Raw genomic sequence first — 15,822 nt, forward strand, 5'->3', positions numbered from 1 at the left:
TTTAGGTTTAATGATTTTGGCGGTTTGATTCATTTCTGACTCTCCTTTTTGTGTTATAAAATAACTTAAATGTCAGATTAAGTAAAGACTATTGCGTGTCATGTGACCTGCCAGACCAATTATTTTATTCCAACCGAACGATCAGCAATGAAACGCTAGAATGGTGGAGATCTCAAGTTGATAAAAAAATTGCATCCCCTGCACCAGGGCATTCTCACCTAGAAGAAGCTCTAAAGAAATTAATATCTAAAATAAATGAATGGAAAAAAATTAACTCTGATATTGCATTTTATTTTAGAGGAACAAATTTTGACCCGATTATTTTAGAAAATGCATTCAATGAATATTCATTACAAACGCCGTGGTTATATTATCAAGTCAGAGATGTTAGAACATATATTGACGCATTAACACGAACAGCAAAAGGGAAAATTGAAAACTATACATCGTCATTTAATTTTTTAAAACACAACGCACTACATGATGCAATGAGAGATGCAGAGCAAATGTGTGCAACCACAGATCAAACATTAACAAAACATCGTTAAATTGCAAATGACGACAAAATTAGACAAAGTGGAGTATTAAAAATGAATACAGTATTTCTTTTGATGGCCGAATTTAACACGCCAACAATTCCTTTATCTCAAATTGCCGAGCGTTATTTGGGGATGACAATAGCAACAGCAAATAAAAAAGCCAGTAGTGGTGAACTTGCAATCCCATCTTTTAGATTAGATGCTGGACAAAAAGCGCCGAGAATTGTACACATACAAGATCTTGCTGACTACATTGATAAACAACGAGAAATAGCAAGAAAAGAGTTTAAAGATGTTCATGGTTAATTTTGGGGCTTTAGCCCCTTTTTTTATTTTACAATAGTGTTTTTTATGGAATATTTATAGTTTTATTGGTTTCAGTTAGGCACCCAATAGGATCCCAAGATAAAGTCAACCCCTTAAAATCAAAATCTATTCGTCCAATCAAGCATAGGAGCGATAGAAAATTTATTTTTTGTTGAATTCATTGATACACCAATGTTTATAGCTGTTTTTACTGATTATTTTAAAAGATTATTTTTGTCCAATTTAATATATTTTTTCGTTATCAGAATCCCATGCTGATAAGATAAATAATTTATAGCTTATTATATCATAGAGGAAACATTCGTGCAGACAGAGAGCCTTGCTAAATCTTGTATATTTACTTTTTAAAAGTGGCAGTTAATTCTGTCACCAAATGCAATAATAAACTGACTTATGGGACTTTCCTGTTTTGGAACGGCATAGTCGATTTTCTGAAAATAGCAATCTTTATTGTTCAATTAAACTGTAGAAAAACACCAAGTTGTTTATAAGCTGACAATATTTTGTTAACTCAACGCAATAAACTATTAAAAATCATTGACGAATTGAAATAGCCTTATATAATACACACCGATTTAACCAATAAATCTCCGTCTCCTTAGCTCAGCTGGATAGAGCAACGGCCTTCTAAGCCGTAGGTCACAGGTTCGAATCCTGTAGGGGACGCCATTAAAATCAATAACTTAAATCAATTCCCCGGTATTTTACAAAATTTAACTGCTTAAGTTAGATCTAGGCATCTATTTTGCTACTATGCTATTAGTTCAATTAAGAAAAATAAGCATTTGTAACTTAGTTTATTAATAATTATAGAGTTGAGTGTTGTAAGTTAAAAATTAATAGTGTAACTACCCTCTAAAGCATTTTGTTCCTTTAACCAGTAAGAACGAACGTTATAAAACCATCAGCTAGAGTATTAAACATTTGTTTAAAATCGAAAAAACCATTGAAAATAAATTAAGACGGCAAGCTAAAGGCGATAACAAAACTTATCCAAGTGAAATACGACAGGTTGATACCTACAGTTTGCCTTTACTTAAAAATCAAACCAAGCAGCAAACTAGAGAATATTTGCTAGATAGTATCTATTTGATTTTTAATGTTTTTATACATAAACGTAGTACATTCCTGAAACTTTTTAACAAAAATCCTACGGTATTGATTTATTTAGATAAACTGTGTGATAACTGGTATATCAAGTAAAAATCACCTGCCCATAAACTAATGGAAAAGCCGAAAACGTGATACGAACTTTGAATTGAGTTACAGCATAATCAGCCAATATTGAGCGATTCAAAAGAGAGAAAACAAAAGCTTAAACGTTTGATTAATTTTTATCATACGGTTAAATCGCATAAAGTGATTTCAGGAAAAACATCTTATGATTTTTAGCGGATTATTTTAATCATGAAGTGTAAACAACTCGGCGTTTTCCTACATATAAACTATATTAATCACCTATTGTTCAATATAATTGAAGTGAAAACTTGGTCTATTTACAAATAAATAATTGAATCTATCGATCCAAAATGAAAAAATTATAAATATCTACTAAACTTTATAACCAATTCAATAATTTAAATTAATAATAAACCTCTTCGTTTAATTAAAGTAAAACGAAGAGGGATAATTTTATTTATTAAGCAACACCAGGAACGGTGAAGTCCATAATAAGGAGTAACGTTGGCAAAATAAAGATAGATAAAACCGTTGATGCAAAGAAAATGCTCGAAGCCTGTTCTTGCTCAACATTCCAATTATAAGCCAAAATTACTGCTGTTGATGCTGTTGGCATGGCTAGTAGGAAGACTAACTCTTCGGCCTCTATACCTGTGATACCAAATAAATACACAGAAATAAGTGCAACAATTGGTGTAATAAAGCTTTTTAAAACCACGTTGATCATTAATGGTTTTGATAATTTTAACTTAACACCGTGAATACCTACACCGACCGCAATAAGCGAAATGAAATTACACGCATTAGACATAATATCAAAAGTGTTAAATACAAAATGCGGTAACCATTTAGTACCATCAGTAATGCTCACAATTAATCCTAAAATAACAGCCAAAAACATGGGTTTCATGAGTGAGTTTTTTACTGCACTAAAGATCATATCACCAGTAACTTTACCACCAGATAATTTAGTATCACATAATTCTAATAAGAAAATTGTCATCGGAATCAATGATAATGCAACAACAAAATTAGCAATCGCGACCGAAATGGTAGACGCGGCCCCAAGCATTAACGTTAAAAAAGGCACTCCCATTCCGCCCATATTGGGAAAGCAACAAAGCATGGTATTCATCGCTGTTGACTTTAACTCTTTATGCAAAATGTATTTATTAGTTAAAAAGCAAATTATCCATAAAAATGACATAGTGCAGAAAAAGGCTATCATCCAAATGCCATTAAATATCTGCGATGGTTTGGCATGAGATGTATGCACAAAAAGCAATGCAGGAAAGACAAAGTTTGATACTAGTCCTGATAATAATTTTTTAGAATCTTTTGTAAAAATACCTTTTTGTACACAGAACCAACCAAGAAAGATTAACAAAAAAACTGGAAGACAAGAACTTATAACTTTCCCAACTGCAAACCAGATTAGATTCATTTTTTAAAACTCCTAAAATAATATTACTTAAAATACAAATTCGGTAATGGTCGGTAACTTAAGATTAGAGATTATATTTATAGACCGAGCTAAAATAAGTAGGTACAAAATCAAATATATTTTATTACATATAAAATGGCATTCTTCTTTATTGTAAATTGATATTATTAAATGCTATTTCACATTTAGCATACTTAATAAAAGACATTATTAATATAGAAACCTTTTATTCTATTTCAATGAATATATCGTAACTTGAAGGCATTATACTTATTCTTATAAGCCTTGTGTAAACCAAGATTTCTTAACTGCCTTAAAACACAAAAAAGCAGAAACATTTAACTTATTATTTACGAGAAATAGAAAAGTTTTTCTTTAAAAAACAACAAATAAGAAAAATAAAAAAACAAACGTTAAAGTATAGTAAAAATTAATATTGCACAAAAATTCCCTAAATAACGGTTTTTATCGTGCTTTATTTGCAATAAAAAAGACTAAAATTACAGTTAATAATTTGATTTAATTTGCTTATATTAAATCACTGTCGCAAAAATATTTTTCTGACGTTTATATAATGAAGATAAAAAGAGAAAACAATAGATAAAAATTTGTTTATCAACAATCAATAAATGATTAACATAATGTAAATCATTTATTGATTGTAAAATGCATAATGTAATTTAAGCTGATTTAACTTAAAACATCTTATTCGCTTTTTTATTTCTATTAAAACACCCCTTTTAGTGATTAAAAGATGTTATGATCCCATATTGACAATTGAACTACGAAACCGTCTTAAAGCAATTAAAAAGAATACAGTACCAATTGCCAATAACCACGCAAACGAACTCCAAACCACACTTAAGCCAGCGCCACGATAAAGTATCGCCTGCCCTAATTCAACAAAATGCGTTGTTGGTGCAAACATCATAATATTTTGAACTATTTCGGGCATACTTTCTCGTGGTGTACTGCCACCTGATAGCATTTGTAGTGGTAATAAAACTAAAATTAGTAACATTGCAAATTGGGCGGTTGATTTAGCAACGGTTGCCATAAAAACACCAAGTGACGTTGTAACAAAAAGATGCAATGCCGCTCCTACTAAAAACAAGCTGACCGAACCAGCAATAGGCACATTTAACCAGCCATGAACAACCAGTAACAATGCAACCCAAGTTGATATTAAGACAACAAGCCCCATTGACCATACTTTCGATATCATAATTTCAAATGGTGTGACAGGCATAGCAAGCAGGTGATCAATCGTTCCATGTTCCCGCTCTTTCATTAAAGCAGCGCCAGTTAAAATAATTGAGAGTGTTGTCACTATATTGATGATTTCCATTACCGAACCAAACCAAGAACGAGTTAAATTAGGATTAAATGCGGTATGTACTTGTATGTTAACAGGCAAATTCGTGACTTTACTGTAACGATTAACATATTCAGCCACCTCGCCTGTAATAATCTGCATTATGTAGCCATTACCAACAAATGCCTGCCCCATTCTGGTTGCGTCTATGTTGAGTTGAATTTCTGGGCTTTGGTTATTGAGCACATCGCGCTGAAAATTAGGGGGAATATTCAACGCAAAAGTGTATTTATCAGTATCCATGCCACGATCGACATCATTCATTGAATATAATTTAACGGGAGTATTGAACATTGGTGGATAAAAAGCTGCAATAATTTGCCTTGATAAGGGAGAGTTGTCTTCATCAACAACGGCAATCGAGGCATGATGTAACGAATCAGAGGTTGCTGTTGCAGCAATATAGATATCAAAGGTAAAGCAATAAGCTATTAATAATAACATGATAGGATCACGCAATAATCCCCATAACTCTTTTATTCCTAAGCGATAAATATTAATTAAAATTTGCATAATATCTATCCTTCTTGTTTTTTAAGAAGAAAAATACTTGCCCCAAGAACAATGGGGATTGTGACCAATAAAATAAATATCGAATTATGCAAATCCATAAAGCCGAGTGCTTTGTTAAATACACCACGAGCAATAATTAGCATATGCGTTGTTGGGTAGATTTCACCAATGTAACGACCTCCGCCTTCTAATGATGCAACGGGATTTAACAGCCCTGAAAATTGAATAGCGGGTAGCATTGTACCTACGCAAGTTAAAAAGATAACCGCAATTTGGCTACGTGTGACCGTTGACGCCAATAAACCAAAGCCAGTAGAAATAATACAATAAGCAAACGCAGCAAGGCATAGTGTAAACAAACTGCCTTTTACTGGAACACCAAAAATGGTGATTGCCATAAATAGCAACAATAAAAAGCTAAACATGGAAATAACAATATAAGGTACTTGTTTACCTAACAAAAATTCGGCTTTTGTTACTGGTGTTACATATAAGTTGATAATCGATCCCATCTCTTTTTCACGCACGACCGATAACGCTGCTAACATTGAAGGAATCATTAATAATAAAATCGGCATAACCGCCGGCACCATAGATGGCAAGCTTTTGATATCAGGGTTATAACGGTAGCGTGTTTCTATATTTGCTAAGATAGTAGATGATTTTCCTGTTACTTCTTTTACTTTTTCACTTAGCCAAGCAAGATGCATTCCTTGCACATAGCCTTTAATTGTTTCTGCCCGCAGCGGCATAGCACCATCAATCCAAATTGCAATATCAACAGGATCGCCACGTTGTATATCACGGCCAAAATTCGGCGGAATTTCAATCGCTAAAGCAATGTCATTACTGCGTAACCGTGCATCCATATCGTTATAATCAGTGATAGGTGCCCTTTCAATAAAATAACGTTTAGAGCCTGATAAATTAAGCGTATAATTTTGACTAATGACACTTTGATCGCGATCAAGCACTGCAAAACGCAGATCTTCAACATCCATTGTAATACCGTACCCCATAACCAACATTAAAATTGCTGAACCTAATAACGCTAATAATGCCCGTAACGGATCGCGTGATAATTCAAGCGTTTCACGCCATAAGCAACCTATCAGGCGTGTAAAACTAAATCCTTGAAAGTGATTATTTTGTGATATTTCAGTAGTGCTATTGGTTATGGCTTTTGGCGCTTCGGTTGTTTGTTCTTCATTGTGACTATCATCAGCCCCTGCATCGACAAGATAACGAATAAATGCTTCTTCTAATGTTTTCGCCTTTTTAGCGCTGATGATATTATCAGGTGTATCACTTGCTAACACTTTACCTGCATGCATTAATGAAATTCTGTCGCACCTTGCAGCCTCATTCATAAAGTGAGTTGTAATAAATACGGTGACTTTGTCTTTTCTAGACAATTCAATGATCAAACGCCAAAAATCATCTCGAGCAATGGGGTCAACGCCGGATGTTGGTTCATCAAGGATAAGAATTTGTGGATTATGCACAACCGCAACTGACAATGAAAGCCGTTGCTTTACCCCTAAAGGTAAGCTATCGGGTAGATTTTCTGCATCTTGTTCTAAACCAAAACGTTTTAGTAATTCTTCAACGCGGGCAGGTATTTTACTTTCTTCAATACCAAACAGGCGTGCATGTAGAACTAAATTTTGTTTAACCGTTAATTCACTATATAAGGAAAATGCCTGAGACATATACCCCAAATGACGCCTAACGTTAATATCACTAGCATCAACAGGTTTACCAAATAACCATGCTTCTCCTGATGAAATCGGCAATAAACCCGTTAACATTTTCATGGTGGTTGATTTACCACAGCCATTTGAACCTAAAAAGCCAAATATTTCACCTTGTTTAATTGAAAAATTAACATGATCAACTGCGATAAAATTACCAAATTGTTTAGTTAAATCTTTTGCTTCTATGGCTGTTTGCAAATCTTTATTAAGATCTAAAGGTGGAATTTCGACAGTTTGATAACCTTGTCTAGCACTTTCTGGCATTAGCTGAATGAATGCATCATCTAAATTATCTTTTCCTGTCTTAGCTAGTAAGGATTTTGGTGTGCCAGTTTCAAGAATCTTACCGCCATACATTGCCACCAACCAATCAAAATTTTGAGCTTCGTCCATGTAGGCTGTTGCAACAATCACACTCATTTGGGGTCTTTGTTCACGAATTTTGTTGATTAACTGCCAAAATTGCGCTCTGGAAAGGGGATCAACCCCTGTGGTTGGTTCATCTAAAATCAAAAGATCAGGATCATGAATTAACGCTGAACATAAGCTTACTTTTTGCTTCATTCCACCTGACAAACGCCCTGCAGGTCTTGATAAAAAAGGGTAAAGCCCAGTGCTATGCGTTAATTCATCAATCCGACGGCGACGCTCTGCTGCATCATTGCCAAATAAACGAGCAAAAAATTGCAAGTTTTCTTCAACAGACAAAGTCGGATAAAGATTTTTGCCTAATCCTTGCGGCATATAGGCAATGCGCGAACAGACATTTTTGCGGTGTGATTTGTCTTTCATATCACCGTCTAAGACATACACTAAACCATCTTGAATAACATGTGCCCCTGCAATTAGCGATAACAAGCTAGATTTGCCCACCCCATCAGGCCCAATAAACCCCACCATACACCTTGGTGGAATGGCTAAATTAATATTATTAAGTGCACAGTTTTTTTGGTAATGCAGTGTAACATTGCTTACCTTTACCACAGCATCATCAATGGATTTAGCTTCATTTAATAAAACTAAATCCTTATTGTCTGAATCTGACATATGCTATCTCCAATTATTCGGTTGGACATTTTGCAATATCAGATAAGCCATCTGGCCACGGCGTTTTAGGATCAAGTTTAACCCAAGCTACACCAGGTAAACCGGTTTTAACTTGATTTATAAAACATTTTAATAATTCAGGGCTTAATTGCGCTTTAACTCTAAACATCAGCTTTTGACGTTCATCTTTTGTTTCAACCGTTTTTGGCGTAAATTGTGCAACACTTGAAACAAACGAAATTTTGGCTGAAATAGCTTTATCTGGTAACGCATCTAAAATAAGCCTAACTTCGTCACCAATAGCCACTTTTCCAGCCACTGTTTCTGGTAAAAAGAAAGTCAAATAAACATCATAAAGATTTACTAAATTCAAAACCTTACCACCAGATGGTAAAACCTCGCCTAACTGTGCAATACGATACTGAATACGCCCATCAACAGGAGCAACTAAAGTACTATCATCAATATCTGCTTGTATTTGTCTTATATTAGCACTGGCAACATTGATCGCAGCTTTAGCACTATCAAGACCAGCCTGAGCAACGGCAATTGCAGCATCTGCTGCGGTAACTTGCGATTTTGCAGAATCTAACGCCGCTTTAGCGCTATTAAATTTAGCAGTATCATCATCGAATTGTTGTATAGATAATGCGCCTTTTTGATAAAGCGTGACAGTTCGTTGTAAATGCTTAGATGCAATATCTACATCGCTTTCACGCTGACTTACACCTGCTTGAGCAGCAACTTTATCGCTCATTTTTAATGCCACTTGTGCTTGAGCGCTTATCTCATTACTTATTGCTTGCCCATATTGCGCTTGTGCTTCATTTAATTGCGCTTGTAAGGTATCAGTTTGCATAACAACAAGTGGTTGTCCTGCTTTAACAAAATCGCCTTCATCAACGTTAATTTTCTCGATTCTGCCAGCTAATTTTGCCGAAATATTGATTTCGGTCGCTTCAATGCGTCCATTGCCACTGGCAAAGTCCGCACCATACCCGTCTGTTTTTAATTGTTGCCATAAAATAAGAACGATAGCGACAATAACGACTGTAATAATGATCCATTTTTTGCTTATTTGTTTCATGAATAACACCTTATATTTTAAAGTGATTTATAACAAAGCTTAACGAAATAACAAATCGTTATAGGCTATAATTTTATTGATTAAATAATATCAAATGTTTATGGCAAATAATATCTGTTCATAAAATAATCGCAATAAAAGCTAAAAAAATAAGCTGGATGGTTTTATATTTTATTTATAGATTTGAAATTAATAACATCATTATATTATGCAATAAAGCTGATATGCTCATTGCAAATTGATAAGTTATTTATAATAAAAGACTTATTATTTTATATTTTCAAATAATTTATTAACAATATAAGGATGTAAAATAGCAACGGGTAACATATATAATTTCCCCCAGATATTGTGATTTTTAACTGATGCAATTAAATATACTGTATTTTTACTTATGTCATTACCTTTATCTACAACACGAATACAAACACAAACATCTAAATGGCAATCTTTTACAACTAATGTCAATTTATCGTTGGTTTCCTCTGTTATGGTAAAAAAATCGGCCATATTGCTTTCGTCTGGTTGATGCTTATCTTCCGCAGAACTATCAAATCCATTAATCGCTTTGACACCGATTAATTTCACTAAACAATCCCTTATTTTAAAGAGTATTTTTAGCCATCTAGGTTGATAAGATGTCATCATTTTATAAGCTTCATAGGCTGTCAATTTTTTAGAAATATCTTTTTTTTGACAATCTAAATAATCGATTTCTTCTGCAATAAAGCTTACATTATCAGGTAATGTTTGCCGTACTTTTATAATATTGTTTTGTTTATTTTTCATATAATTATTCCCCTTCCTCCTATTATATAAAATGCTTATCTAAAACATGAATAAAAATCATAAAAAAACACCACATTCAACAAATTTAGCAGTCAATTTAACTCCTAATCAGCTAACTATGCATTAATTAATGTACATATTGAATTCTACCTAGATTAAAACATTAATTGAAACAACGTGGTTAGCTATATGCAAAAAATAATGTAAATGCTATTCTTATAACCTTATAAAAGGCATATCTTCAATTTATCATTTAAAGGTGATGTTTATGGCACTTCCCTCTTTTTTAACGCTCTACAATGAGCTTATCTCGACTCCAACAATCAGTAATGTCACTAACGAAGAATTAGATTATTCAAACCAACCACTTATTGAAAAGTTAGCCACTTGGTTTGAAGATTTAGGTTTTACGGTTGATATTCAACCTGTTCCTAATACTCGCCACAAATTTAACATGCTAGCCACTTATTCCAATAGCGAAAATACAACACAAGGCGGTTTATTGCTAAGTGGACACAGTGACACCGTTCCATTTGATGAAGGACAATGGACTAAAGATCCCTTTAAACTAACCGAAGAAAATAACAAACTATACGGGCTTGGTACTGCCGACATGAAAGGTTTTTTTGCCTTTATTTTAGATGCTCTGCGTGATATTGACCTTAAAACATTGAGTAAACCGATTTATGTTCTTGCAACTGCTGATGAAGAAACTTCAATGGCTGGTGCCGCATTTTTTGCCCAAAATACCAAATTACAACCTGACTGTACTATTATTGGCGAACCAACATCGTTAATCCCTATCAGAGCACATAAAGGATTTATCTCTAATTCCATTAAAGTAATTGGTAAATCAGGACATTCGAGCGATCCCGATAAAGGCATTAACGCTATCGAGGTGATGAATTTAGTTATTGATCGCTTATTGGTACTCAAACAAAAATTCAAAGAACAATATCATAATGATGGGTTTAGTGTGCCTTACCCTACCCTAAATTTAGGCGTTATTCACGGCGGCGACGCCGCTAATCGTATTTGCGGTTGTTGTGAACTGGTGATTGATATTCGTGTCTTACCTAATAATGATGTTGATTCACTGTATCATGCACTTTGTGAAGCACTACAACCCGTTATGGATAAATACCCAAATCGAATTGCCATTGAATATGAAGTCGCCCCAATTCCTGGTTATGAATGTAAAAAAGATCACCCCGTATTACAACATATTGAAACGTTAGTCGGCCATAGTGCACAAACAGTTAATTACAGCACCGAAGCCCCCTACCTAAACCAAATTTCACCAACGATTGTATTAGGCCCAGGTTCAATTGAGCAAGCACACCAGCCCGATGAGTTCATTTCAATGGACTTTTTAAAACCAACTAAAACGGCAATAAAACAATTGATTAAGGATTTTTGCCTTTAGAAAGTAAATTATGCAAACGCCGACAATGTCGGCGAAAAGGCAAAATAGATTAAATAGTGAATGTTGAAAAATCGGTAGCAATTTCAGTATTAGCAAAAACGCTTCTTGCTTCATTAACCAATTTATTATTATCATCTAAACTATATCTAGGACTAATATGTGTCATAATAAGTCGCTTGGCATTGGCTTGTTTAGCAATGGTTGCAGCATGAACGGTTGTCGAGTGCCCGCGTTCGATTGCTTTGTCTTCTAGTGCATTTTCTTGTGTTGCTTCATGAACAAGCAAATCTACATCGCTAGCAAGCGTAATTGACGCTTGGCAAGGTATAGTATCACCTAAAATAGCAAGCTTTTTTCCCTTTTTTATTTTAGTTTGATAATCAACAGCACGGATAATGCGCCCATCATCTAAAGTTATTGTTTTACCCTTTTTTAGATCATTATAATAAGAACCAACCTGAATGTTATCTTGTTTTAATTTATCGATATCAAGCTGGGCTAGCAGATCTTTTTCAATAATGCGATAACCAAAACACGGCACGCGGTGTTTTAATAATTTAGCTTCCACTCGGAACCGTTCATCTTCAAAAACAGTTCTGTCTTGTTCAAGCTCAATAATATTAAGAGAATAAGTTAACCAAGAGTAGCTAATTTCGATCACGGTTTCGATAAATTGCTTAATCCCTTTCGGTGCAATTAAAGTTAATGGCGATTGATTTTGCATCAAAGAACGCGTGGTTAATACGCCGGGTAAACCAAATAAATGATCGCCATGCAAATGTGTTAAAAAAATAACCTCAAGTTTGGCAAGGCTAAATTTGGCTTTTTGCATTTGCATTTGAGTTGATTCACCACAATCAAAAAGCCATAATCCATGTTGCTCTTGCCTAAGATCTAACAGCATACTGCTGACATTGCGCTGCGCAGTTGGAGACCCAGCGCTTGTTCCTAAAAAAGTTAAATTCATAACGACCTAAATATTTTTACGTTCGATGGTTTGTTCACCCCAAAACAGTTTATCGGCATTTGTTTTAGCAAAAGCACGTTTTAAGACTTCATCACTACCTTCTGACCAAATTTGTTCGGCAAGTACTTGATCATGATTAGCAAGTTCAAAAATCGCTTCGGCAATTTCTATTGATGTATCACGAACAGTTGCCCAAGCACGGATATCATGTATATCTTTTTTGGTTGAGTTCATTTTATTACCCCTTTATGATGAAATTAAGTGTAAAATAAGCCTAATTGAAGAAAATTGCAATAGGTTATTTTTTATGCTTACCGTGATATCACCAGCTAAAACACTTGATTACCAAAGCCCGTTAATTACTAAACAAAACACTTTGCCTCAATTTATACACCAGTCTAAAAATTTAATTGAAGACTGTAAAAAGCTAAGCTCTAAAGATCTCGCTGCATTAATGTCAATAAGCCCAAAATTGGCCGAACTTAACTATGAACGCTTTCAAAACTGGCATTGTGATTTTAATCTTAAAAACGCAAGGCAAGCAATACTTGCTTTTAAAGGTGATGTTTACGAAGGATTGCATGTTGAAGATTTTACTCATAAAGAGATCGAGTTTGCACAAAACCATTTACGCATACTATCAGGGCTTTACGGCATATTAAGGCCACTAGATTTGATTCAACCTTACCGTTTAGAAATGGGAATACGGTTAAAAAATGGTAATAACAGCAATCTTTATCAATTTTGGGGTGACCAATTAACCAACCATTTAAACGGTGAGCTGACTAAGTCAAAAAATCGAACGCTCATTAATTTAGCATCAAATGAATATTTCAAAGCGATTAAAACCAAACAGCTAAACGCTACCATAATCCAACCGATCTTTTTAGATCAAAGTAAAGACACCTATAAAGTTATCAGTTTTTATGCCAAAAAAGCGCGTGGACTTATGAGTCGATACATTATAAAAAATAGTATTGAAAATAGTGATGATATTAAAAGTTTTAATCTAGAGGGCTATCAGTTTGATTCTAAACGATCAACTGAATTAGAATGGTACTTCATTCGTAATCACAAATAAAAGAATAAAAAATAGCAATGGAATTTTTGACCACATTATGGGCACAGTTTTTATCTACTCTCCCCCTATTTATTTTGATTTTATTAGGTTTTTTAGCCGTTAAAATTGGTCGTTGGCAAAAAGCAGTGACCGACAGCTTAACCAAATTTACCTTTTATATAGCGTTTCCGATTATGCTGTTTCAGATCATGAGCCACTTTTCTGAACAATCACAGATCGATATAAACGTGTTACTTGTCTTTTTTGGTGCTTCATTTGTTATTTTTGCGTTTGGCTGCCTGATTGCGTCAAAGTTATTTAAATTAAATGGTTCAGAAAGTACACTTTTTGCTATGGGAGGAATTTATACTAATACTGTATTTGTTGGTATTCCTATTATCAAAATGCTACTTGGCGACAAAGCCATCCCTATTGTTGCTATTATTGTTATATTCAACGCGCTTATTTTATGGACACTTGCTACGGTATCAATTGAATTTGTCCAAATGGGGAAATTTTCTGGGCAAAGCTTTATCAAAGCATTAAAAAACGTATCAAAAAATCCTATTATTATAGGTATTTTCACTGGGATTGTCGTAAATTATATTGGATTACCTATGCCCAAATTTATCAATCAATCAACAAAAATGGTCAGTGATATGACTGCACCGCTCTCACTCATTGTGCTAGGTATGGGACTGGCAGAGTACAAAATTCGCGATAAACTTCTAGTAACAACGGCAATTTGTTCATTAAAATTGGCCATATTACCCATAGCAACTTATATTTTAGGCAAATTAATTGGCTTACCAACATTAGAATTACAAGTAGTTGTATTACTCAGTTCAGTATCAATTGCGATAAATTGTTATATGATGGCACGGCAATTTCAAGTTTTACAAGGCCCAATTGCTTCGAGTTTGTTAATATCAACGGCATTGTCCTCTATCACAACGCCGTTGATTTTATCAATTATGACGCATTTACCTTAAGGTGGGCAAATTAATGCACAACACGTTTTTTGATTTTGTAGTGCAGCAACAATGCCAAAACAATAACAACACTACCCAATAAAAAACGTAACCAATCAATGGATTGGTGCCAAATCACTACATTTACTAAAATCCCCGTTGGGATAACCACATTATTCATAATTGCCAAAGTCCCCGAATCGACTTTGGTTGCACCAAAATTCCATAAAAAATAACATAAACCTGACGCAATAACACCAAGCCAAACAATAATACCCCATTGTAAATGAGTTGTGGGTAATTTTGACCAATTGCCAAATAACACCCACCCCAAAGCAGCAACAATCACCGCACCAAAATAAACCCATGCAAAGGCTTGATGTTGTGGCATTGGGTAAATTTCCATAATCCTTTTATATCCTACTTGCCCTAAAGCAAAAACAATATTGGCCCCTTGAATTAATAAAAAACCAATAATAAAGTTGGCACTAATATGATCATAACGAATAATAGCAGCACCAATAACTGCTATTATTGCCGTAAAAAGGTAACTCAATCTTAATGGATGACCTTGCAATAAATCATAAATAACCGTGACATAAATTGGTGTAAAAATAGTAAATAGCAACACTTCAGGTACCGAAATATATTGGAAGGAATTATAATAAAAAAAGTACATAATCCCTAATTGACAAGCCCCAACACCCATTAAAAGAAACATGGTTTTAAGCTTAATATTTTTAAAGCGTAAAAAAGGAAAAAAGATAATAAATGCTAACAAAACGCGCATAACCACAGCAAACCAAGTATCAACCTGTCCACTGATATAAACACCAATAAAACTAAACGAAAACGACCAAATAATCGTTACAAAAATAAGGTAAACCATAATTAATTCATATAAACAATGATAAATGAATTGCATCGTATCAATTCACTTGATAGTTGTAAACTTTATATTGTAAAAATTGATTACAACATAAAGTTACACGTAGGAAAACGCCGAGTTGTTGAGACTTTATGATTAAAATATGGAATGGCAACACATTTTCAAACAAAAAAATTAAGGGGTAAGTGTTTTTTAAATTCAACGGGAGGCAAGTAGCCTAACGAAGAATGTAATCGTTTATGATTATACCAATAAGCATAAGCCGAAAAAGCGCGTTGTAACTCAGCCGTTGAGTTAAAACGTTGGCCTTTTACAAATTCCGTTTTAATTGTTTTAAATGTCGCTTCCGCTACCGCATTATCATAAGGACATCCTTTCTTGCTTAATGAATGCGTGATATTAAATGTCTTAAAACAATCCGCTAATAACCGATTATCAAACTCTTTACCGCG

Annotated in this window: 14 protein-coding genes and 1 tRNA gene; 6 read left to right on the plus strand and 9 right to left on the minus strand. The window is 34.1% G+C overall.

Translation table 11 applies throughout. The features are described from left to right. The first annotated feature begins 95 nt into the window (after nt 1-95). From GA0061080_RS09785 to GA0061080_RS09795, 3 genes are all read left to right on the plus strand, one after another. The gene (locus GA0061080_RS09785) at nt 96-548 is read left to right on the plus strand and encodes a 3'-5' exoribonuclease domain-containing protein (RefSeq protein ID WP_091124859.1); all 453 of its coding nucleotides are present in this window, start codon (nt 96-98) and stop codon (nt 546-548) included. 42 nt (nt 549-590) lie between these two features. Continuing rightward, complete coding sequence (locus GA0061080_RS09790; RefSeq protein WP_091124863.1) at nt 591-845, plus strand: pyocin activator PrtN family protein; 255 nt, start codon at nt 591-593, stop codon at nt 843-845. A 613-nt stretch (nt 846-1,458) separates the two neighbouring features. Further along, nucleotides 1,459-1,535 (plus strand) — tRNA-Arg (locus GA0061080_RS09795). Between the two features lie 970 nt (nt 1,536-2,505). Here GA0061080_RS09795 and GA0061080_RS09805 read toward each other — a convergent pair. The 5 genes from GA0061080_RS09805 to GA0061080_RS09825 all read right to left on the minus strand — a co-directional run bounded on the left by GA0061080_RS09805 (nt 2,506) and on the right by GA0061080_RS09825 (nt 10,057). Next, complete coding sequence (locus GA0061080_RS09805) at nt 2,506-3,489, minus strand: AEC family transporter (protein WP_091124870.1); 984 nt, start codon at nt 3,487-3,489, stop codon at nt 2,506-2,508. A gap of 757 nt (nt 3,490-4,246) precedes the next feature. Beyond that, nucleotides 4,247-5,377, minus strand: a complete 1,131-nt coding sequence (locus GA0061080_RS09810) for an ABC-2 transporter permease (RefSeq protein ID WP_091124874.1) — start codon at nt 5,375-5,377, stop codon at nt 4,247-4,249. Nucleotides 5,378-5,382: 5 nt separating this feature from the next. Beyond that, nucleotides 5,383-8,181 (minus strand): ribosome-associated ATPase/putative transporter RbbA, encoded by a 2,799-nt coding sequence (rbbA, locus tag GA0061080_RS09815; RefSeq protein ID WP_091124878.1) that lies wholly within the window; start codon nt 8,179-8,181, stop codon nt 5,383-5,385. A 13-nt stretch (nt 8,182-8,194) separates the two neighbouring features. Next, complete coding sequence (locus tag GA0061080_RS09820) at nt 8,195-9,268, minus strand: HlyD family secretion protein (protein ID WP_091124881.1); 1,074 nt, start codon at nt 9,266-9,268, stop codon at nt 8,195-8,197. A 267-nt stretch (nt 9,269-9,535) separates the two neighbouring features. Continuing rightward, nucleotides 9,536-10,057 (minus strand): DUF2867 domain-containing protein, encoded by a 522-nt coding sequence (locus GA0061080_RS09825; protein ID WP_091124885.1) that lies wholly within the window; start codon nt 10,055-10,057, stop codon nt 9,536-9,538. A 262-nt stretch (nt 10,058-10,319) separates the two neighbouring features. Here GA0061080_RS09825 and argE point away from each other — a divergent pair, with 262 nt between their 5' ends. After that, the gene (gene argE, locus GA0061080_RS09830) at nt 10,320-11,483 is read left to right on the plus strand and encodes an acetylornithine deacetylase (protein WP_091124888.1); all 1,164 of its coding nucleotides are present in this window, start codon (nt 10,320-10,322) and stop codon (nt 11,481-11,483) included. A gap of 49 nt (nt 11,484-11,532) precedes the next feature. Here argE and rnz read toward each other — a convergent pair whose 3' ends face one another. Next, nucleotides 11,533-12,450, minus strand: coding sequence for a ribonuclease Z (gene rnz / locus GA0061080_RS09835; RefSeq protein ID WP_091124890.1), 918 nt, complete (start codon nt 12,448-12,450; stop codon nt 11,533-11,535). Nucleotides 12,451-12,456: 6 nt separating this feature from the next. Then, nucleotides 12,457-12,684, minus strand: a complete 228-nt coding sequence (locus GA0061080_RS09840; protein ID WP_091124893.1) for a YccJ family protein — start codon at nt 12,682-12,684, stop codon at nt 12,457-12,459. Between the two features lie 73 nt (nt 12,685-12,757). On the opposite strand from GA0061080_RS09840, the gene yaaA reads away from it, so the two are divergent. Both yaaA and GA0061080_RS09850 read left to right on the plus strand, forming a co-directional pair. Continuing rightward, nucleotides 12,758-13,531: a peroxide stress protein YaaA gene (gene yaaA / locus GA0061080_RS09845; RefSeq protein WP_091124896.1), complete on the plus strand. Its 774-nt coding sequence runs from the start codon at nt 12,758-12,760 to the stop codon at nt 13,529-13,531. 26 nt (nt 13,532-13,557) lie between these two features. Next, nucleotides 13,558-14,502 carry an AEC family transporter gene (locus GA0061080_RS09850; protein ID WP_167349218.1) on the plus strand — a complete coding sequence of 315 codons (945 nt, stop codon included), beginning with the start codon at nt 13,558-13,560 and terminating at the stop codon, nt 14,500-14,502. Between the two features lie 10 nt (nt 14,503-14,512). On the opposite strand, the gene GA0061080_RS09855 is transcribed toward GA0061080_RS09850, so the two are convergent. Further along, the gene (locus GA0061080_RS09855) at nt 14,513-15,370 is read right to left on the minus strand and encodes a carboxylate/amino acid/amine transporter (RefSeq protein ID WP_091124904.1); all 858 of its coding nucleotides are present in this window, start codon (nt 15,368-15,370) and stop codon (nt 14,513-14,515) included. A 161-nt stretch (nt 15,371-15,531) separates the two neighbouring features. Beyond that, the coding region (locus tag GA0061080_RS09860) for an integrase core domain-containing protein (protein WP_141683133.1) at nt 15,532-15,822 on the minus strand (291 nt) is incomplete at its 5' end.

The organism is Gilliamella intestini (assembly GCF_900094935.1).
Classification (GTDB): Bacteria; Pseudomonadota; Gammaproteobacteria; order Enterobacterales; family Orbaceae; genus Gilliamella; species Gilliamella intestini.

Excerpts from the sequence above, each read along its gene's own strand:
- GA0061080_RS09855 (WP_091124904.1), bottom strand. The coding sequence starts at position 15,370 with ATGGTTTACCTTATTTTTGTAACGATTATTTGGTCGTTTTCGTTTAGT.
- GA0061080_RS09820 (WP_091124881.1), bottom strand. The coding sequence starts at position 9,268 with ATGAAACAAATAAGCAAAAAATGGATCATTATTACAGTCGTTATTGTC.
- GA0061080_RS09840 (WP_091124893.1), bottom strand. The coding sequence starts at position 12,684 with ATGAACTCAACCAAAAAAGATATACATGATATCCGTGCTTGGGCAACT.
- GA0061080_RS09810 (WP_091124874.1), bottom strand. The coding sequence starts at position 5,377 with ATGCAAATTTTAATTAATATTTATCGCTTAGGAATAAAAGAGTTATGG.
- rbbA (WP_091124878.1), bottom strand. The coding sequence starts at position 8,181 with ATGTCAGATTCAGACAATAAGGATTTAGTTTTATTAAATGAAGCTAAA.
- GA0061080_RS09790 (WP_091124863.1), top strand. The coding sequence starts at position 591 with ATGAATACAGTATTTCTTTTGATGGCCGAATTTAACACGCCAACAATT.
- rnz (WP_091124890.1), bottom strand. The coding sequence starts at position 12,450 with ATGAATTTAACTTTTTTAGGAACAAGCGCTGGGTCTCCAACTGCGCAG.
- GA0061080_RS09805 (WP_091124870.1), bottom strand. The coding sequence starts at position 3,489 with ATGAATCTAATCTGGTTTGCAGTTGGGAAAGTTATAAGTTCTTGTCTT.
- yaaA (WP_091124896.1), top strand. The coding sequence starts at position 12,758 with ATGCTTACCGTGATATCACCAGCTAAAACACTTGATTACCAAAGCCCG.
- GA0061080_RS09825 (WP_091124885.1), bottom strand. The coding sequence starts at position 10,057 with ATGAAAAATAAACAAAACAATATTATAAAAGTACGGCAAACATTACCT.
- argE (WP_091124888.1), top strand. The coding sequence starts at position 10,320 with ATGTTTATGGCACTTCCCTCTTTTTTAACGCTCTACAATGAGCTTATC.